Raw genomic sequence first — 19,046 nt, forward strand, 5'->3', positions numbered from 1 at the left:
CTGATTGATTTCCGTGAAATATTACCAGCGCTTTGAATTGTCTGTGGGCACATTAAAGAAATCCTGGCTCGGCACGCCGTTCACCGTTGCGCCGGCATGGGCGTAGCTGGGCGATTGGTTTTTGTTGAAATCAGCCGGGAAGTTCAGTATCGGTTTGGATACGGCGTCCAGGGCCGCCACCTGTTCCGGGGTTAGTTTCACATCCAGCGCTTTTAGGTTCGCTTCCAGGTGAGCCAGGGTACGCGCCCCAATGATGGTGGAGCTTATCCCCGGTTTGTGCTGCACCCAGGCCAGGGCAATGGCGGCGGCATCGGTTTGGTGTTCGGCCGCGACCTTTTGCAGCGCTTCAATCACCTCATACTCCTTGTCGGTAAGCTGACCAACAATGGAACCGCGTACCCCCTGCATCTTCTCGCCGTTTTCGCGGGTGTATTTGCCCGAAAGTTTGCCCATCTTCAACGGGCTCCAGGGCAAGACGCCCAGGCCCAGCTCCTGGGCCATGGGTACCAGCTCGCCTTCGCCGGTGCGCTCCAGTAACGAGTATTCGGTTTGCAGGGCAATTAGCGGTGCCCAGCCCCGGAACTGGGCGATTACCTACGCCTGGGCTACTTTCCAGGCCGGGGTATCGGAAAAACCGATGTAACGCACCTTGCCGGCTTGCACCAGCGTATCCAGGGCGCTCATGGTTTCCTCCACGGGGGTGAACATGTCCCAGTTGTGCAGGTAATACAGGTCGATGTAATCGGTTTGCAGCCGGCGCAGCGATTCGTCGCACTGCGCCACGATGGCTTTGCGGCTCCCCCCGCCACCGTTGGGGTCCCCGGCAAACAGGTTACTGAAAAATTTCGTGGCGATAACCACCCGGTCGCGCTGTCCTTGGCGCTGCTGAAAGAAATCGCCAATGATTCTTTCCGAATGACCGAGGTTATACGCATTGGCGGTATCGATAAAGTTACCACCTTGTTCCAGGTAACGGGAAATGATGGCTTCGGAATCCGGTACGCTGGAACCCCAGCCCATATCGTTTCCAAACGTCATACCGCCCAGGCAGAAGGGGCTCACCCGAAGACCGGAATTACCAAGCGTGATATACGAATTGAGTGACATAATTTTGGTTTGACAGTTGGTGAATTAATTAAACTTGTTCCTGAGTAAAAAATCGCCTGTTTTTTAAGCCTTATTTGGAGCCGGAAACGGTGGCTGCTCAAAGAACCAAAGGATATTGGCTTGACTAAGTAAAAAAGACTATCTTATTGCCCAAAACAGCGAAAAATTTCAGCCATTTCTTATTCAGAAATAAGTCTTCTGGGTACTAAAGAGTAGCCGCAATTTTAAGGTTGTTAGACGGAAAGCTAACCTGTTTTGCGATGTCAGAATTTGCGTTTGTCATTTTGAATAGCTTTTAATGCTATACAAAATTCTGACTAAAGATAAAATTGGGCTTATACGTTTCTACGCAAGGCTTATACATTTCCCGGAGGTTGCAGCGGGTCTGAGATAATAATAGCCCAAGAGGGTGAAAGGAGGGACACAGCGAACGCAGAATCAACCATGAACGCGACCCCAAACGGGGCACGTACTATTTGTATCAAACTTTTAACCAAAGCAAACAAGTTATTTGATGACTTATAAATACTTGATAATCAACAATTTGAAATAAAGAAAGCCCACCCGGCTACCGGGTGGGCTTCTTTCAACAGGCTATAAACCACTAGCTTACTTACCCAGTTTCTTCTTCAGATTTTCGTCCAGCGCTTCCAGGAACTCCTCGGTGTAGAGGTAATCGCGGCCGTGCTCCACTTTGTTGCCGTGGATGCAGACGGCGAGGTCCTTGGTCATTTTGCCGCTTTCCACGGTTTCGACGCACACGGCTTCGAGGGCGTGGCAGAAGTCGATGAGCTCTTGGTTGCCATCGAGCTTGCCCCGGAACTCCAGGCCGCGCGTCCAGGCGAAGATGCTGGCGATAGGGTTGGTGCTGGTGGGCTTGCCGTTCTGGTGGTCGCGGTAGTGGCGCGTCACGGTGCCGTGGGCAGCCTCCGATTCCATGGTGCCGCCGTCGGGCGTTACCAGCACCGAGGTCATAAGGCCCAGGGAGCCAAAGCCTTGCGCTACGGTGTCGCTCTGCACATCGCCGTCGTAGTTTTTGCAGGCCCACACAAAGTTGCCGTGCCACTTGAGGGCCGAGGCCACCATGTCGTCAATGAGGCGGTGCTCGTAAGTGATGCCGGCGACCTGAAACTTGGTTACGTAGTCCTGCTCGTAAATCTCCTGGAAGATGTCCTTGAAGCGGCCATCGTACTTCTTGAGAATCGTGTTTTTGGTGCTCAGGTACAGCGGCCAGCCCTTGCTCAGGGCTTGGTTGAAGCAGGCGTGGGCAAAGCCCCGGATGCTCTCGTCGGTGTTATACATGGCCAGGGCCACGCCGTCGCTCTTGAAGTTGAACACCTCAAACGACTGGGTTTCGCCGCCGTCTTCGGGCTGGAAGGTAATGGTGAGCTTGCCCTTACCCTTGGTGAGGAAGTCGGTGGCGCGGTACTGGTCGCCAAACGCGTGGCGGCCAATGCAGATGGGGGCCGTCCAGTTGGGCACCAGGCGGGGCACGTTGCTCATCACAATGGGCTCGCGGAACACGGTGCCGTCCAGGATGTTGCGGATGGTACCGTTCGGCGACTTCCACATCTGCTTGAGGTTGAATTCTTTAACGCGCTCCTCATCGGGGGTGATGGTGGCGCACTTAATGCCCACGCCGTACTGCTTGATGGCGTTGGCCGAGTCGATGGTTACCTGGTCATTCGTTTCGTCGCGGTACTCGATGCCGAGGTCGTAGTACTTGATATCGAGCTCCAGATACGGCGTAATGAGCTTATCCTTAATGAATTTCCAGATGATGCGCGTCATTTCGTCGCCATCAAGCTCAACTACGGGGTTGGCTACTTTGATTTTGGTCATGTGGGAGGTGGGAGTAGGTAAGGTTGGCTGGGCCACCGGCAAAAGCGCCCGGTGCCGAGCCAGAAATTGGGTCCCGGCTAACAGGCCACGCGGCGGCCTTGTTAGATACGGGTGTCAATATTAAGCACGTTTTAGCCCCCGGCAGCAGCCCGGCCCGGTCGCAAACGTTTGCGACCGCTCAGACAAGCCATAATTTATTAGCGAGGCTGGCGAAGCGGGTTTTTAGGCCCGCCCGCAGTTGCTTTCAAGCTTTAGCAGCAGCCAGGAATAGCTTGAGTTGGTTAGTAAGCTAAATCATCACGTTTTGTGATGATTTAATAAACTATTGATTATTAAAGATTTGTGCTTGGCGGGCTGCTGACTGGCATAGCGGCTGGCATCGCTGGGCAGCAGGCGGTCGTGGGGCAGCAGCTTCCGAAGCAGGTGCACGCTTTGGGGGCGGCCTGCCACGGCCTCCTGGCTAATTATCTCAAAGCCCAGCTGCTGCACTTCGGCTTGCAGGGCAGGGTCGGTGAGGCGGGTGGGCAGGCCGGTGAGTAGTCCTTCGAGGAGCTGCACGCGGCGGCCGGGCGGCGTGTGCAGCTGGGCCAACGTGCGCACGGCGGCTGGCAGGTCGGCGGGCCGGGTGGCGGTGAGCAGCAATAGGTATTGCTTGAGGTGGGTCTCGGGCTTGTGCTGGCAGGCCCAGCCAATCAGCAGCCTGTTTTCAGCTTCGGTAGGGCGTAGTAACTTGTAGGCCAGAATATTAGCCGCGATAAGCCAGTTGCTGGCGGCCTCGGCCTCGGTGGCGGCGCGCTCATAGTGGGGCACGGCTTGCGCGGGCCGACCCAGGGCGCAGTGCAGGTCGCCCACCTTTTCGTAGGCGTTGAGCTCTTGGTAAATTTCCAGGGCTTCGGCCAGCAAGCCGCCCTGCTCCAGGGTAGCGGCGGCAGTGCTGGGGTCGCGCAGGTGCTCGCGGTAGAGGGCCGCGGCCTCGCGGAAATAGCGGCCCTGCACCAGCACTTGCGCAGCGGTGCGGTAGTCGCCGAGCAGGTGAGCATGGATATAGGCCGCCTTCTGGAAACGGCCGGCGGCTGCCTCCTGGGCAGCAGCGCGCAAATAGCTGGCGCGCAGTTGGTCTTGATAACCGCTCAAGTCCCAGCCATCGACGCGCTGCCCGCCGCCCAGCCCGCCCAGGCTGAACGTGGGGCTGCGCTCCCCCAGGCGGCTGCCGGGCGCGGCCGTGCCCCGGTGCTGGTATGGGCTGTCCAGCGGAATGGCAAAGCGCAGGGCGGCCTCCATATCCTGCCCAAACAAGTCGAGCAGGCGCGCCAGCTCGTTGCGGCGATTGCGCTCCAAATCGGCCAGGCTCCCGCTAAAGTAGTCATGCAGGCGGTCAAGCGGCCCCGGCCCGGCGGGCGGACCAGCGGCCCCACCCGCGCCAGCCCCGCCCAGCGCGCCCAGGCCGGCCCCCAGCGTGCCCAACGCCCCCAGCAAGCCTTGGCTGGCCGCCAGGCCCGCGCGCAAGGCCCCTTGCTTGAGGCTATCCAGCGTTTTTTCGAGTGGCGAAGGCGGCTCGGGCGCGCCCGGTAGGTCGGCGAGGGGCACGCTGCCTACTTCGGCCTGGGCCCCGGCCAGCACCTCAGCCACGCTAGGGGCCTGCACCCGAATGCTGCGCAGCGGCGGCGGCAGCGGCGCGCCCGGGTGCGCCCGCGCCCAGTCGGCCGGCCGCGGCGGGGGCAGCAGTAGCAGGTCGGCCAGGGTGAGGCGGTCGGTGGCCTCGAAGCCCACCAGGCCCACGGCGGGATGGTAAAACTGCACTTCGTACAGCAGCATGCCTTGTAGCTCGGCCGCGGTAGTGGCGGGGCGCAGGCTGGCGTGGGTAGGCAGGTAGAGGCGGCCGGCCACCACGCCCAGCGGCTCGCGCAGGTCGGGCGGCGGGGGGCTGCCGGTGGGCAGCAGCACCAGCAGCCCGGCCGCCCGCACCGACTGCACCGACTCGGGCACCACGTAGCAGGCCAGCACCTCGGGGGCCACGCCCCAGCCGCTCAGCTCGCGCAGCCAGGCCAGCGGCTCAGCCCCGGCCAAAAAGGCGGCCACGGCCGGGCGCTGCGCGGTGAGGGTAGGGTGCAGGGTGAGCAGCATGCGACTAGCGGGTAATGTGGTCGATAAAGGGTTGCAGATAGTGCTCGTAAAACTCGTCTACTGGCACTAAACCGGTAGCCAAGGCCTGCCCACCCGTAAAATACGAGCTGCCACACCATACACCGTCAGCGGCCCAGGCGGCGGTGGGGCGGTCAATGGCCAGTACCAACGTAAACTCGGCCAGGGTGTTATCGGCGCTGCGCAGGTGCAGCAGGCCGCGGCCATCCACAATGGCCTCGCTGCCGTCGGGCCACGTCAGGCGCTCGCACCGAATGCCCGGCGTGGCCGTGCGCTGCGCCATGCTGCCCGTGCGGGTAGTTGGCTGTGTGATGGTTGCGTCAGAAACTGTTTCCAGCAAAAGCACATCATCTACAGCACTCCCTATTACTACTTGCCGGTTCTCAATGGTCAGTAGGCCGTTGTGGCTGATGCCCATGCGGTTGACGCGCTGCAACACCGAGTAGCCAGGATTGAGAAAGTTGGCTGGGGGCAAGCTACTGGGCGCAGCAGCGGGCTTAGTAGCAAAGTAATGCGACTGGGAGGTGAGTGTATGTAACTGACAGTCAACTACTAAATCGGTTTTATCAATGGCCTTCACCAGGTAAAATTTGGCGGCCGCGTAGTCGATGCTTACCCAATCGGCATACGCGTTCAGCTTAGCTGATAAATCTACCCGCTGCACCGTAAGCTGCACTAGGTTAATGATATACAGCACGAGGGCAGGTTTGCGAATCCGGCCGGAAGACCCCACCAATACGTAGGCCAGCGGTTGCCCGCGCGTGCCAAACCCGAAGCCATAGCTGCCCTCCTCCAGCCCGGGCCAAAGCTCCAGCGCGCCGGTGCCGGCGCTGGGCCAATAGAGTAGCCGGCGGTATTTATCTACCCCGATAGCCCCGCGCTTTTCATCGTGCAGCATGGTGCCGGCGGTGGCCGCTACGTGCAGCGTAGGAAAAAACAGCGGGGCCTTTGCCTGCTGCATAAAAGCGGGCAGTACCACGGCTGGCCCGGCCGCACGCCGGGGCTCCCGGTCTCCGGCTAGCAGCTGTTCCAAATCTACCTGCGTGGTGCTGAGCACGGTGCGCCGCCCACCGCGCAGTTCATACAGCACCAGCTCGCCGCTGCGGGCCACCGTGAGCAGAAAACGCAGGGCGGCCGGCGCCGCAGCCAACGCCACCCTAAAGTCGGGTTGCCGGGCGGCGTTGGCCTCCGTAATGAGCAGCGCCTCGGCCGGGGCGGGCAGCGTGGGCAGCACCGCCGCCAGCGCCGCGCCGCAGTGCAAGGCCGGGTCGAGCAGGCCGAGGGCGGCCACTACGCCGGCCCGCGAGCGTAGGTCGAGTAGCTGAGCGTGGTGGCTCCACAGGGCGAAGGCCTGCGGCGGCTCCGCGTGGCCGGGCGCGGCCAGGGCCAGCGCCGCCGCCAGGCCGGCCACGCGGGGCAGGCCCCACATGAGCAGCGTGGTATCGAGGAGGAACACGCGCGGCGGTGGCTGGGGCAGGGGTGGGGCTTCGCGGCGCAGGTAGAGGGCTTCGCCGTGGGCGAGGCGGGCCAGCAGGCTGAGGTCGTCCTGGGCCAACTCGCTTAGCAACAGGCGGTCGAGGGGGCCGCGGTTGCTGAGGTCGGCCACGCCGCCCAGGGGCTGCTCGCTGGCTTGGGGCGCGGTGTGGGGCAGGTGCAGGGCGGCGCGCAGGTGGGGCACCAGGCGGGCCAGGCCGGCCGTTTGCCGGTCCTGGGCCAGCTCGGCCAGCAGGTCGGCGGCGGGCTCGGCGGGTGGGGGCGGGGCGGGCGTTTCTTCGAGCGGCTCAGGCAGCTGGTCGAGGCCGGTGCGCAGGCGCAGCTCCAGGCCGTGCACGGTGGGGAAGCGGCGGGTGGCACGGTCGAAGCACCGCAAGTCAGTCTCAAATTGCCAACGGGTGAGCTGGAATTCGGATTGAATTAACTCCGTCTCGTGGTAAGTAGTGAGGTCGCTAGCTATCCGTTTAGAAGGCAGAATGGCAAAGTACCCAGCGGAGTTGCTACTGCTCAATACCTCGCGCAGCAAGTGCTCTTTGGCCACGCCCTGGCGCAGCTCGGGCGGCAATTCGCGGATAATATCCAGAAAGGTGCGGGCCACGCTGAGGTGAAACGTCAACTCCTCGTCGGGCGGGCCACCCGGCGGCAGGCCGCGCAGCAAGCCTTGCAGCAGACCGATTTCGGCGCTGCTTTCCTTCCAGCCGGTGTTGCAGGCGGCCAGCAGCAGCAGCACCGCGCCCAGCGGGGGCAGGCCGGTGGGGGCCAGGCCGGTGAGCAGGGCGGCCAGCTCCTCGCGGTAGGTGATGGTGGTGCCATTCACCCACTCCACCACTTCATTGCCCTCGGCCCACCGCCAGAAATACCCCTGCGGCGGCTGGAAGTAGGGCGCAATAGCCAGGCCGGGCACGGGCTCAGTTTGCTCAGGCATTGCTGGGTAAATAATTGGAAGTAAGGCGAATGGCCGCGCGCGTGGCAGGGTGTAGTTGGGTGGTGGCAATGACTTCGTACTCGCCCGTAGCGTCGAATAAAGCGAAGTTTTCGCCGCCGTTGGTTAGGCGGGCCGCCACCAGCGGTGCCGCAATCGGCAGCTCAAACTCAAACCCCGCCGGCAGCAGTAACCCGTCAGTTAGCCAATATTCCTGGCCGGGCAGCGGGGGCAGCGGCGCGCCCAGTAGCAGCGCCTGCCCGCGGCTGCTCACCGCAAAGCGCAGGCCCGCGAGCCGCACGGCGGGGGCGGTTTCGGCGTAGGCCTGCCAGGCGGCCAGGGTGGTGAGCAGCGCCGCGCCCGGCCGGGGCTGGGCGCTGGGCACCAGCCGCACCGGCACCGGCGCGGGCAACTGGCCGGGCAGCGCCGCCGTCGGTAATTCGAGCGGCACAAAGTCCAGAATTGGTTGCCAAGCCAGCAGCGGCAGCCGGCCGGTGGGCGTGGGCCGCCCACCGGGGAAAAGCCGCCCGGCCGCGTCGGCTCCGTAGGCAGCCAGGGCGGGTAGCTGGCGCAGAGCCAGCGGCAGCGGGCCGGTGGCGCGTAGCCCGCGTATCCACAGCTGGCCCGCGTCGGCGGCCACGAGCAGGCCGGGCTGGTCGCGCACTGTGCCCAAGGTGGCGCGCTGGGCTTCGGCCAATACCAACACTCGTTCAATTATAGCACCACTCATTGTTCACTGCTTATTGCTCACTGTTAACTACTTAGCGCTTTTTGCCAAAGCACATCCAGGGGCTCCTGCACGTAGCGGCGCTGCTCGGGGTTGGTGAGCCACTGGGTGCGGCCGTGCAGGTAGCGGAGCTGGTCTTTGAGGGTGGCGCGGTCGGCGGGGGTGGTGGCGGGGTCGTTCCAGCGTTCGGCAAGGCGGCTCACTTCCTGGTAGATAACGTCGGCATCGGGCACGAGGTCCACGGCGGCGCGGGGGTGAGGGGCGGGCGAGGTATCGGCCGAAACCACGGCGTTGACGAGGCCGGCCAGCACCTCGCGCTGCTCGTCGGTGTCCCAGATGTGGCGCAGCACCCAGGCATCGGAGGGCACGGCCACCAGGCGCTGGCTGAGCAGGGCGCTGGCCGCCAGCAGGCGTTGCAGCTTCACGGCGCGGCGGTCGCTCAAGGCCAGGCCGGCCTGGCGCAGCTGGCCTACTAGGGCGGCGTAGGCGGGGCGCACGGTGGCCAGGTCCACGGTGGGCACGGCGGCTTGCAGCTGCGCCACTTCGGCCGCCGCGATGGTGGGCAACTCGGCGGCGGCGGTGCGCTGCTCGAGGCCCCAGCCGGCGGCCAGCACGGCGCTGAGGTCGGCGGGCTCGGCGTTGTCGGAGCGCACCCGCACCAAAAAGCGGTCGAAGAGCGCGCCCAGGGCCTCGTCTTCGGGCAGGTGGTTGCTGGCGCCCACAATGAGCAGGGCCGGCAGCGGCCGGGTTTCGCGGCCCCGCCGAAATACCTTCTCATTGAGCACAAGTAGTAAGCTGTTGAGAATGGCGCTGTTGGCGTTCAGGAGCTCATCCAGAAAAATGAGGTTAGCCTCGGGCAGCATGCCTTCGGTGTTGGTCACCAGCTCGCCCTCGCGCAGGCGGCGGATGTCGAAGGGGCCGAATAATTCGTTGGGCTCGGTGAAGCGCGTGAGCAGGTAGTCAAACGTTTGGCCCTCGACCGAGCGGGCCAGGGCGTGCACCAGGGCGCTTTTGGCGGTGCCGGGCGGGCCCAGCAAAAACAGGTTTTCGCGGCTCACCAGGCACAGCATCAGCAGGTCGATGATGTCGTCTTTGCCCACAAACGTATCCTTAAGGTGGCGGGCTACGCGGTGCAGCTTGTCAATGAGAAGCCCCAGCGGGGCCGGAAAATCAGTCATAAAACGGTCGGAACAACAGTCAGAAAATCGGGCCAGAGCTGCGCCGCGTACTCGCCCAGCGCCGCCCGGATGCCGTCGTGCACGCCCGGCTGGGTTGCTCGCGCCCGGTCGCGCCGCTCGATGATGCGGTCGAGGTACAGGGTGCGCAGGGCCGGGTGGGCCAGTATGGCCGCCGGCGCTTCGGCCGGGGCCGGGGCCACGCCCACCAGCGAAAGCGGCCACTGCTGCCCCACGGCTTGCAGCCGGGTTACCAGCGCATCGGCCGGGGCCAGGTCGCGGGCCAGGCCGAGCAGCGCGGGTAGGTGGCGCAAAGTCAAATCGACCGAGTAGCTGGCCTCGGGCGTGATTTCGTGGGGCCAGTCGGCCAGGTGTTTGGTTACGGCCTCGGCGTCGTAGTCGCGCAAAAAGGCCAGCTGCATGGCGCGGTACAGAAACCCAGCCGCCCACTGCGCCGCCACGGGCGCGAAGGCGGGCATTTGGTGGGCCTGGTGTAGGGCATCGGCGGCGTGGTAGCGGCGCAGCAGCTCGGTGGCGGGGGCTAGGTCGGCAGCGGCAAAGGGGGTGAGCTGGCCGGCCACCGTCACCTCGCCGGTAGCGAGCAAGGCGCGTAGAAAATCGGGGAGCGAGGGCAGCATGGGCGGCAATATAGCGCGGCGCGGTAGCTCGGCCTCCGCGTTCACCCCACCCCCTAGCCCCCTCCCCTCCGGCAGAGGGGGAGCTAGCTCTAGTTTTACTAGCTAATTTCTAGCCCTTTATAGCTAATGCTAGTTCCCCCTCTCCCGGAGGGGAGGGGGCTAGGGGGTGGGGTCACGCGGAGGGCGACCTAGAACGCAACAAGTTCCTTTGGATAGCTAAAGTGCTGAATTGCTGGCTTAACTGCATTACCCAACGCAGCAATTGCACCTTGGTAGCCCATTCCGACGCGAAAGCTGCGCAGCTGGCACCCCGCTGGCGCGGTGAGCACCGGCGGCGCGCCCGGCGGAAAATCCAACACCGAAAACGCCGCAAACGGCATTCCCAAACCCATGCCCAGGGCTTTGGCGTAGGCCTCCTTGCGCGTCCAGATGAGGTAGAAAAGTGGCCAATAATCGGCGGGCGCGGCGGCGCGCAGCGCCGCCTGCTCGGCCGGGGCGAATAGCTCGGCTACCAGCGCGGTGGCGTCGGCCAGTGGGGTGAGCGGCTCCACGTCGGCCCCCACGAGCCCGGTATTCGACACGGCCAGCAGCGCCCGGCCGGGCCGGTAGGAGAGGTTGAAATGCAGGCCGCCCGCTGCCAGCTGGGGCTTGCCGTTAGCGTCGGATGTGAATAATAACTCGTTGTTAGTAAGCGAATTATATTTAGAAAGGACGCTCCGTAAAAAGCCGTGGGCCCGCCCGTAGGTTTGGCGTAGGGTGGGAGTGCGCAGGCGCGCCTGCCGCGCCAGCTCCGCCGCCGACAGCATGGCTTCGGCGGCGGGCCAGCCGGGGTACTCGGTAGTGAGGTCGGCCTGCCAACTGTGCAGGAAGGGGGCTGCCAAGGTTACCCGTTGGAAATGAAGGCGCTCGGAATGCCCTGCCAGCGGGTGTTGGCGGGCAGCTGCTCGCCTTTCATCAGCAGCGAGAGGCTTTTGAGCGTCGCGCCGGGGCCGATAACCGAGTCGTAGAGCACCACCGAGGAAGTGCCCACGGTGGCGTAGCGGCCGATGCGCAGGTTGGACATTTTCATGACCCGGTCCTCAAACAAATGGGTTTGAATAGTCGAGCTGTTGTTGAGAATGGCGTGGTCGGCCACCCAGGCCAGGTCAAACTCCGTGATTTCGGTGGTGTCCATGTACACCGAGTGGCCGAAGTGGCTGCCCATCAGCTGGAAAAACCAGGTGGCGAAGGGTGTGCCCAGCAGCGCCGCTTCCCAAAAAGGATATACATAGCTTTCACACAAGGAGTTAATCAGCTCATTGCGCCACACCCACGACGACCACAACGGCTGCTCCGAGGGCCGATAGCGGCCAATGAGTACCCACTTGAGCAGGGCCGTGAGCAGCGAAAAGCCGAAGATGAGGCCCACCATCGCCCCCGTGCCCACACCCACGCTGCTCCAGAACGGGTAATTCAGCAGGTGCCAGTGGCAGTAATGATACAGCACCGCAAACGTCACGAACGTGAACGTAAACGGCAGTACGATTTTAAATAATTCGATGATACTACGCGCCCAAATGAGCCGCGCCGGCGGGGCAAACGTGAGTTCGGGCGCAAAGGCCGTGGACATGGGCCGGTTGGGCAGCAAAAAGGCCGGCGAGCCCACCCACGAGGTGTTATCGGGCGGCGTGTCGGTGGGGGCAGAGGAGAGCGCGCCAATCAGGTTGTTGGTGCCCAGCACGGTGCCGCCGGCCAGCACCGCGCCGTTGCCCACAAAGGTGCGCGGCCCCACCACCGTGGGCAGCACCGACACCAGCCCGTGCTGCACGCGGGGCGCGCCCACGCTCACCGAATCGGCCAGAAACGAGCCGGGCCCCACCGTGAGGTGGTCGGCCGAGATGTGGTTGAGGGTCGAAACCTCGGCCCGCGCGCCGATTTTGGCCCCCAACAGCCGCAGCCAGTAGGGCGTGTAAATGGTGGCATAGAGCGGACGCAGTAGCGTCAGGCTTTGGGCCAGCACGGCGTCGGCCACCCAGTGGCGCACGTAGGCGAGGCTATAGAGGGGCAGCGTGCCGGCCGCCTGGTGGCCGGCTACCAGGCGCTTGGTACCCGCCAGCACGGCAATCAGCAGCAGCACGTAGAGCGCCGATAACGGAATGAGCGTCAGCAGGGAAGCCTCCGCGCCGAAGTGCGCCACGCTCTCGTAGAGTAGGGCCAGAATGGGCAGCGAGGCTACCGTGGGCACCAGCAGCATAAGCGCAATGGCCCCCAGCTGGGCCGCTAGGTAGCCCGCGCTAGGCGCGGCCACCGGCCGCAGCGGGCCGGCCGGCACCACGGTACGCACGCGCTGGGCCGGCGAGCCCAGCCAGCCCTCGCCGGCCGGCACTTGCTGGCCGGCGGGCAGCACCGAGAGGTCGTCGAGTTCGGCGCCGTCGCCCAGGCTGGTGTCGCCCTCCATGATGGCGCGCAGGCCCACGTAGGCCTCGCGGCCTACGGTGGTGGCCCCAATTATGAGGCGGTCGCGCTCGATGCGGTAGCCCAGCAGGGCGGCCTCGCGGGCCAGGCTGGCCCCGTCGCCCACCGTTAGCAGGTCGAAGCACAGCACGCGGGTGGTGCCGAGGTACACGTTTTTGCCGATTTTAGCTCCCAGCAAACGGTAGAAAACGGCCAGGAACGGCGTGGCCGACAGCAGCTGCACCGGGGCGGCCTCCACCAGCTTTTTCACCACCCAAAAGCGGTAGTAGTAGAAGCCCCACAACGGGTATTCGCCGGCCCGGAAGCGGCCGATAATCAGCCATTTAACCGCTACCACCAGCAGGCAGGCCAGCGGCACGTACAGCACCACCGAGGCTATGCCGGCCGCTATCAACTCAACCCACGACCACTCGGCAAATACGGGCCGGAAGTGCAGCGACAGGTTCAGGAAAAACACTGGCACGGCGTAGAAAAGCGCCACCGAAACCAGCTGCAAGATGGCCGTAGCCAGCCGGGTGGCGGTGTTGGCGCGCACCACTGAATTAGCTAGGGCCGGCTCGGCGGCGGGCGCGGCGGCCTGGGCGCTGGCCGCGGCAGCCATGGCGGCGGCCAGCGCCTCAATGGTGCGCCGGGTATACATCTCCTTCACCGAAAGACCTTGAAAATCAGGCTGCTGGCGCAGCTCCGAGATGATGAGCGAGGCCAGCAGCGAGTTGCCGCCGATGTCGAAAAAGTCGTCGGTTACCGACAGGTCGGCGGTATCGAAGCGCTTCTGCCACACGGCGTAAATGGCGGTTTCGAGCGGGGTGCGGGGCAGGGTCAGCTCGCGGGTGGTGCCCTGCGCGCCTACTACAGGGTAGGGCAGGGCTTTGCGGTCGACTTTGCCGCTGGTGAGCAGCGGAAACGAGGCCAGCGGTACCAGCGCGGCGGGCAGCATGTAGGGGGCCAGGTGCTCGCGCAGAAAGGCCCGCACTGCCTTTTCGTCCAGCAGCTGGTTGGGCTCCAGAATAAGGTAGGCGATGAGCTTTTTCACGCCGTCGGTGCCCTCTTTGAGGGCCACGGCGGCGTTGCGGATGCCCGGCCATTGCAGCAGCAGGCTCTCGATTTCGGCCAGCTCCACCCGGAAGCCCCGGATTTTTACCTGCGTATCGATGCGGCCCAGGAAGTCCACGTTGCCCTCTGCCTCGAAGCGGGCCAGGTCGCCGGTGCGGTAGAGGCGGCCCGCAAATCCGTTTGGCAACTCGCTCACGGTGTTGAACTTAGCGGCGCTTAGCTCGGGGCGGTTGAGGTAGCCGGCGGCCAGCGCCGCGCCGCCAATGCACAGCTCGCCGGCCCCGCCCAGCGGCACCAGTTGGCCCAGCTGGTCGAGCAGCAGCACCTGGTAGCCCGCCAGCGGCCGGCCAATGGTGAGGCGCTGGCCGGGCACAAAGTCGGCAGCCGTGGCCACCACCGTGGCCTCGGTGGGGCCGTAGGTGTTCACCACCCGGCACTGCCGGCTGGCCCACTTGGCCAGCAGCTCGGGTGGGCACACCTCGCCCCCTAGTATGAGTAGCCGCAGCGTGGGAATGTTAGCCGGCAGCAGCGAAAGCAGCGTGGGCACGGTGGAAAATACGGTGACCTGATTTTCGACCAAAAAGCCGGGCAGCGCGTCGGGCGCTTTCATGGTTTCTTCGGGTACCGGCACAAGGGTAGCGCCCGCGCCCCAGGCCAGCCACAGCTCTTCGAGCGAGGCGTCGAAGGCCACCGAAAAGCCCTGCACCACGCGGTCTTGCGGGGTGGGCTGAAACAGCAGCTGCTCGGCCCGTACCAGGTGGCAGATGCTGCGGTGCGGAATGAGCACGCCCTTGGGTAGCCCCGTGGTGCCCGAGGTGTAAATGACGTAGGCGATGGAATCGGGGCCCACCACCACTGGCTCCGTAAAGGAGGGCACCGCCGGGGCGGGTATGTTGAGGTCGAGCACTAGGCCGGGCCAACTGGCGAAGCCTTCGGGCAAAGGCTGGTTGGTGAGCAGCACCTGCGCGCCGCAGTCGCCGAGAATAAACGTGACGCGGTCGGGCGGAAACGAGAGGTCGAGCGGCACGTAGGCCGCGCCCGCTTTGAGCACGGCCAACATGCCCACGTACAGCTCCACCGACTTGGCCATGAACAAGCTCACAAAGTCGCCGGCCCGCACGCCCCGGTGCCGGAGGCGGGCGGCCAGCTGGTCGGCCTCGTTGTTGAGCTGGCGGTAGGTGCGGGTATCGCCCAACCAATTGAGTGCAATGTGATTAGGATAAAGCCGGGCGGTTTCCTCAAACAGCTGGTGCAGCTGCTGCGGGCCGCCTTCGGCTACCTGCTGCGGCACGGTCAGGAACTGGCGCAGCAGGCCCACTTCCTCCTCCGCCAGGAAGAACACGTAGCCCACGGTGGCCTGCGGATTAGCCTCTATTTGCTCGGATACCCGCTGCACGTGGGCCGGCAGGTAGGCCGCACCCCAGGGCCCCGGCAGCCCGCCGGTGCAGGCAAAGCTGACGGCCACCGGGCCACCAGCCGCAAAGTCGAGGGTCACGCACCACTCGTGGTCGGGATTTTGGGCTTCGGGGGCCGGGAAGGCGATGCGGGCCCGCGTGATGGCCGCGCCCAGCTGCTCGGCCACACCGGCCAGACCCATTACCAGCTGGCTGGCGGCCTCGGCGGCCAGCTCGGTCAGGGTAAGTATATCACTGATATTAAGTAAGATAGTGGCTAGCGGGAACGCTGCTGTGGCGTTCTCCACCCGTAGCGTGGCTTGCAGCTGGGTGGGGCTGCGCTCGGCCGGCTGGCGGTAGTACACCACTGCAAAGGCGGCCAGGTAGCGGGCAATGAGGGTTTCTTTTTGCTGAAAGGCCAGCTCAAAATCGGCGGCCGGGGGCGTGGGGCTCGGCTCGGCAACGGGGGCCAGGGGCAGGTCGATACTCGTACTCATGAGGGGCAGGCCGCGCCGGTGGGCCGCGGTAGAAAGAACAAGCCGGAGAGCGGCGAACGAAAGAAAACGGGCGGGCTAGGCGTATCGCCGTCACCCGCAGTCAAATAGCGCAGGCAAAGGTGAACCAACCATGAGGCCCGGCCCGCCAAAAGGCAGTGGCCGGCAGCCCCCACGTAGCCGAGGCGGCGCTGGGCAATTCCTACGCCAAACCGCCCTGGCCAGATACAAAAACTGCCGGCTTCTTCGCTGAGAAGAGCCCGCCGGGTAAAGGGTTAACCTGCGCTCCCACCTGCCGAAGCGGGGCGGCACTAGCTCTGCCCCACTTGGCCTGGTTCCGGTGGTTGGGCCCGGTAGCAGCTACAAACAAAAGCGGCCGGGCGGCAAAAGCCGGGCCCCAGTCGGCACAATTGGCCTGGTAGTCGGGCCCAGGCGGTGGGGGGCAGCAGGCGGGGTACTTTTGGCCTGCTTATTTCTTTGGAGGCCGTATGTCCACGTTTTCTTTCCAGCGCTTGCTCACGCCGCTCATCCACGTGCTGGCGTGGGGGCTGCTGGCCCTCACGCTGCTGTTGTTTCAGCCCATGCAGGGCCGGGTAGAGCTGCCCCCGCAGTACTGGGTGCGGCAGGGCGCGCTGCTGGTGCTGTGGCTGGCCGCGTTCTACGTAACCACGCGGCTGAGCGTGCCGCGCCTGCTGCTGCGCGGGCGCACGGGCTGGTTTGTGCTGGCGCTGGCGGCTACGGCGGCGGTTATCATGCTGCTGGGGCGCTTTCTGGAAAGCACCCTGCACGTTTCGGAACTGATGCGGCAGGCCTTTCAGGCGGCCGAGGAGGCCAGCCGGCGCGGCCCGGCGCTGGGCGCGCCCCGGCCGCCGCGCGGCAGCCGCTTTGACCTGGTGAGCCTGCTCATTACGCTGCTGGTGCTGGGCATTGGCACGGCCATTACGGTGGTGCAGCACTGGCAGCAGGAGGCCCGCCTGCGCGAGCGCCTCGACCAGCAGCGCGTGGAGGCCGAGTTGAGCTTGCTCAAGGCCCAAATCAACCCGCACTTCTTCTTCAACACCCTCAACAACATCTATTCGCTCACGCTCATCGACGGTGAGCGGGCCCGCGCCGCCCTGCACCGCCTCTCGCGCATGATGCGCTACGTGCTCTATGATACGGCCTCGGGCCACGCCCAGCTCAGCCAGGAAGTGGCTTTTATTCAAGACTATATCACGCTCATGCAGCTGCGCCTCACCGACCGCGTGCAGGTCACTTTCGAGCACCCCGAGCCGGTGCGCGAAGTGCTCATTGCGCCCATGATGCTGCTGCCATTCGTCGAAAACGCCTTCAAGCACGGCGTGGCGGCTACCGCGCCCAGCCGCATCTACATTGGCCTGCGCCAGCCCACGCCCGGTCAGCTCGAAATCGACGTGCGCAACACGCGCTTCCCCAAGGCCAGCACCGACCTGGCGGGCTCCAACGGCATCGGCCTCACTAACACCCGTCGCCGCCTCGACCTGCTGTACCCCGGCCGCTACTCGCTACAAGTAACTGAGCAAACGCCTGACAATGAGTATGAAGTGAAGCTAAAGCTGCAAGTGAGCTAGCCCTGGCTGCGTTATTTCAGCTTAATAGCATGGGCAAAATCCCGGATTTCCTGGGCGTGGCCATCCGAGCCGGCCGGCATCACGCCTTGCACCATAACTGACTTGTGTCCATTGGTTACGAAAAGCTCGTAAAAATGAGCCTTCTTGCCCCGCATCATGCCCGTGATTTCGTCCTCGTAGGCGTCGTAGCCATTTATGCGCTCAGTAGAGGAGTTCAGTATATTTTTGTCAGTCAAGCCGTTGCGTTCCAGGCCTTCGGCCAGGGTAATGGCCATTGCATCGGGTGTATTGGTGGGGTCGGCGGGCAGGGGCGTCACGGTGATAACCGCGCTATTGGCGGGGTCGGCCGAGTTTTCCTTGGCGCCCCCAATGGAGTACACGTACATGTTGCCCGAAAACATGACGAATTTGAATTTCGATTGGCTTTCATCCAGAACAAAGGGCGCGGTGGCAAACGGGTCAACCTTAAGCTTTTTGTCGTAGGTGGCCGCCAGCATGGCCTGCTTCATCTGCTGCCCCGTTTGCGCATCTTCGCTTGGAAACGAGGCCATGAGCGTAGTCGCAAAAGTAGAATCACCAAAAACCACCCAGTAGGCCTTGGTGGCCGGCTCGGGCTGTACGAATAAGTACTTGGCTGGGTACCCGCTAATGGTAGTGTCTTGAAAATCAAATACCTCTACTCCGCGCCCTTCTACTTCGGCACGGCTGAACGTAGCCGCGTTTTTATAATAATTGCCCACCATCAAGTCCATCACAATCACCGCGGTTTGCGCGTCGCGCTCCAGGCCGATAAAGTCGGTCGCCTTCCTAAAGCCCGCGGGCGGCGCAATGAATAGCCGGGTGCCGGGGATGTTGATTTTCGCCGGGCTCGTTGCGGTGGGCTGCTCCGCAGTGGCTACTTTGGGCTGGCCACAGCCCGCCAGGGCCGTAGCGGCTAGTATTACAACTAAAAGGCGAACCATACGCTAGAAGCTGACTAAGACGTAAAAAGTAACGGGCCACCCGCCGGCCCCAGCCAGCATACGGCCACCCACCACTTTTGGCCGACGCGTCCGGGCCACCCGCATTACCTACCTTGATTACCCGATTTATTCTTGCCCCATGCCTATTACCTGCATCGCCGTCGACGACGAACCCCTGGCCCTGGCCCTGCTCTGCACCTTTATCGAGCAAACCCCTTTTCTGCGCTTGGTGGGCCGCTACGGCAGCGGCGTGGAGGCCCTGCAAGGCCTGCACGAGCTCACCGAAAAAGTTGACGTGGCCTTTCTCGACATTCAGATGCAGGAGCTTACCGGCCTGGAGCTGGCGCGCGTGCTGGGCCAGCAGGCCACGCCACCGCGCATCGTGTTCACCACCGCTTTCCCGCAGTATGCCCTGGATGGCTACAAAGTTGACGCCCTCGACTACCTGGTGAAGCCTTTCAACTACGAGGAGTTTTTGCGGGCCGCCCAAAAGGCCCGCGCCTACGCCGAACTCACCCACGCCAGCGCCGAAGCCACCCCGACCGCCGCGCCCGCCGCCGCCGAGGAGGAGCACATTTTCCTGAAAGTGGAGTACCAGCTCGTGCGCGTGTCGCTCAGCGATATCCTCTACGTGGAGGGCCTGAAGGACTACGTGAAAGTGCACCTCAAAAGCACGCCGCGCGCCCTGCTTTCACTGATGAGCCTGCGGGCGATGGAAGAAAAGCTGCCCGGCCGGCGCTTCCTGCGCATCCACCGCTCCTTCATCGTGGCCCTCGACAAGATTGAAGCCGTGCGCCGCCTCACCGTGCAAATTGGCACCGAAACCATCCCCGTGGGTGAGCAATATAAGGAGGCCTTCACGCAGTTTTTGAGCCGCTGGAGCTAGTCGTTTGATTGTTTATAATCTGTTTAGAACGTCATGCTGATTAGAACGTCATGCTGAGCTTGCCGAAGCATCTCTACCACGCCGTTGAACTAAGAGGCTATCCAAATAGGCAATTATACCAAGTGATTCGAGCGCAGGCAAAATGGAGCATGGCGAGGTAGTTTTCG

The 19,046-nt window shown here is 63.7% G+C and carries 11 protein-coding genes and 1 pseudogene; 2 read left to right on the plus strand and 10 right to left on the minus strand.

Annotated features, from left to right (window positions below; translation table 11 throughout):
* Window positions 1–21 precede the first annotated feature (21 nt).
* From ACYVGC_RS19200 to ACYVGC_RS19240, 9 genes and pseudogenes are all read right to left on the minus strand, one after another.
* Window positions 22–1,107: pseudogene (locus tag ACYVGC_RS19200) on the minus strand (aldo/keto reductase).
* Window positions 1,108–1,716: 609 nt separating this feature from the next.
* Window positions 1,717–2,949 carry an NADP-dependent isocitrate dehydrogenase gene (locus ACYVGC_RS19205; protein WP_460585474.1) on the minus strand — a complete coding sequence of 411 codons (1,233 nt, stop codon included), beginning with the start codon at window positions 2,947–2,949 and terminating at the stop codon, window positions 1,717–1,719.
* A 297-nt stretch (window positions 2,950–3,246) separates the two neighbouring features.
* Complete coding sequence (locus tag ACYVGC_RS19210) at window positions 3,247–5,073, minus strand: hypothetical protein (RefSeq protein ID WP_460585475.1); 1,827 nt, start codon at window positions 5,071–5,073, stop codon at window positions 3,247–3,249.
* 4 nt (window positions 5,074–5,077) lie between these two features.
* Window positions 5,078–7,510 (minus strand): hypothetical protein, encoded by a 2,433-nt coding sequence (locus tag ACYVGC_RS19215; RefSeq protein WP_460585476.1) that lies wholly within the window; start codon window positions 7,508–7,510, stop codon window positions 5,078–5,080.
* Entirely contained in the window at window positions 7,503–8,213 is a 711-nt protein-coding gene (locus ACYVGC_RS19220) for a hypothetical protein (RefSeq protein ID WP_460585477.1), read from the minus strand. Before ACYVGC_RS19220 ends, ACYVGC_RS19215 begins: the two co-directional genes overlap by 8 nt.
* Window positions 8,214–8,260: 47 nt before the next feature.
* Window positions 8,261–9,412: an AAA family ATPase gene (locus ACYVGC_RS19225; RefSeq protein ID WP_460585478.1), complete on the minus strand. Its 1,152-nt coding sequence runs from the start codon at window positions 9,410–9,412 to the stop codon at window positions 8,261–8,263.
* Complete coding sequence (locus ACYVGC_RS19230) at window positions 9,409–10,047, minus strand: hypothetical protein (protein ID WP_460585479.1); 639 nt, start codon at window positions 10,045–10,047, stop codon at window positions 9,409–9,411. The genes ACYVGC_RS19225 and ACYVGC_RS19230 overlap by 4 nt, the downstream gene beginning before the upstream one ends.
* Before the next feature lie 188 nt (window positions 10,048–10,235).
* Entirely contained in the window at window positions 10,236–10,928 is a 693-nt protein-coding gene (locus ACYVGC_RS19235; protein ID WP_460585480.1) for a 4'-phosphopantetheinyl transferase family protein, read from the minus strand.
* Between the two features lie 2 nt (window positions 10,929–10,930).
* Window positions 10,931–15,445, minus strand: coding sequence for a non-ribosomal peptide synthetase (locus ACYVGC_RS19240; RefSeq protein ID WP_460585481.1), 4,515 nt, complete (start codon window positions 15,443–15,445; stop codon window positions 10,931–10,933).
* Window positions 15,446–15,930: 485 nt separating this feature from the next.
* Between ACYVGC_RS19240 and ACYVGC_RS19245 the strand changes: the two genes are divergently transcribed.
* Entirely contained in the window at window positions 15,931–17,031 is a 1,101-nt protein-coding gene (locus ACYVGC_RS19245) for a sensor histidine kinase (RefSeq protein WP_460585482.1), read from the plus strand.
* 11 nt (window positions 17,032–17,042) lie between these two features.
* Here ACYVGC_RS19245 and ACYVGC_RS19250 read toward each other — a convergent pair whose 3' ends face one another.
* Window positions 17,043–17,993 (minus strand): hypothetical protein, encoded by a 951-nt coding sequence (locus ACYVGC_RS19250; RefSeq protein WP_460585483.1) that lies wholly within the window; start codon window positions 17,991–17,993, stop codon window positions 17,043–17,045.
* 139 nt (window positions 17,994–18,132) lie between these two features.
* On the opposite strand from ACYVGC_RS19250, the gene ACYVGC_RS19255 reads away from it, so the two are divergent.
* Complete coding sequence (locus ACYVGC_RS19255) at window positions 18,133–18,879, plus strand: LytR/AlgR family response regulator transcription factor (protein WP_460585484.1); 747 nt, start codon at window positions 18,133–18,135, stop codon at window positions 18,877–18,879.
* The last annotated feature ends 167 nt before the right edge of the window (window positions 18,880–19,046 follow it).

This window comes from Hymenobacter arcticus (assembly GCF_054779975.1).

Bases quoted from the DNA above. Each gene is read 5' to 3' on its own strand.
- ACYVGC_RS19245 (WP_460585482.1), top strand. From the start codon at position 15,931: ATGTCCACGTTTTCTTTCCAGCGCTTGCTCACGCCGCTCATCCACGTG.
- ACYVGC_RS19255 (WP_460585484.1), top strand. From the start codon at position 18,133: ATGCCTATTACCTGCATCGCCGTCGACGACGAACCCCTGGCCCTGGCC.
- ACYVGC_RS19250 (WP_460585483.1), bottom strand. From the start codon at position 17,993: ATGGTTCGCCTTTTAGTTGTAATACTAGCCGCTACGGCCCTGGCGGGC.
- ACYVGC_RS19210 (WP_460585475.1), bottom strand. From the start codon at position 5,073: ATGCTGCTCACCCTGCACCCTACCCTCACCGCGCAGCGCCCGGCCGTG.
- ACYVGC_RS19230 (WP_460585479.1), bottom strand. From the start codon at position 10,047: ATGCTGCCCTCGCTCCCCGATTTTCTACGCGCCTTGCTCGCTACCGGC.
- ACYVGC_RS19205 (WP_460585474.1), bottom strand. From the start codon at position 2,949: ATGACCAAAATCAAAGTAGCCAACCCCGTAGTTGAGCTTGATGGCGAC.
- ACYVGC_RS19225 (WP_460585478.1), bottom strand. From the start codon at position 9,412: ATGACTGATTTTCCGGCCCCGCTGGGGCTTCTCATTGACAAGCTGCAC.
- ACYVGC_RS19215 (WP_460585476.1), bottom strand. From the start codon at position 7,510: ATGCCTGAGCAAACTGAGCCCGTGCCCGGCCTGGCTATTGCGCCCTAC.
- ACYVGC_RS19240 (WP_460585481.1), bottom strand. From the start codon at position 15,445: ATGAGTACGAGTATCGACCTGCCCCTGGCCCCCGTTGCCGAGCCGAGC.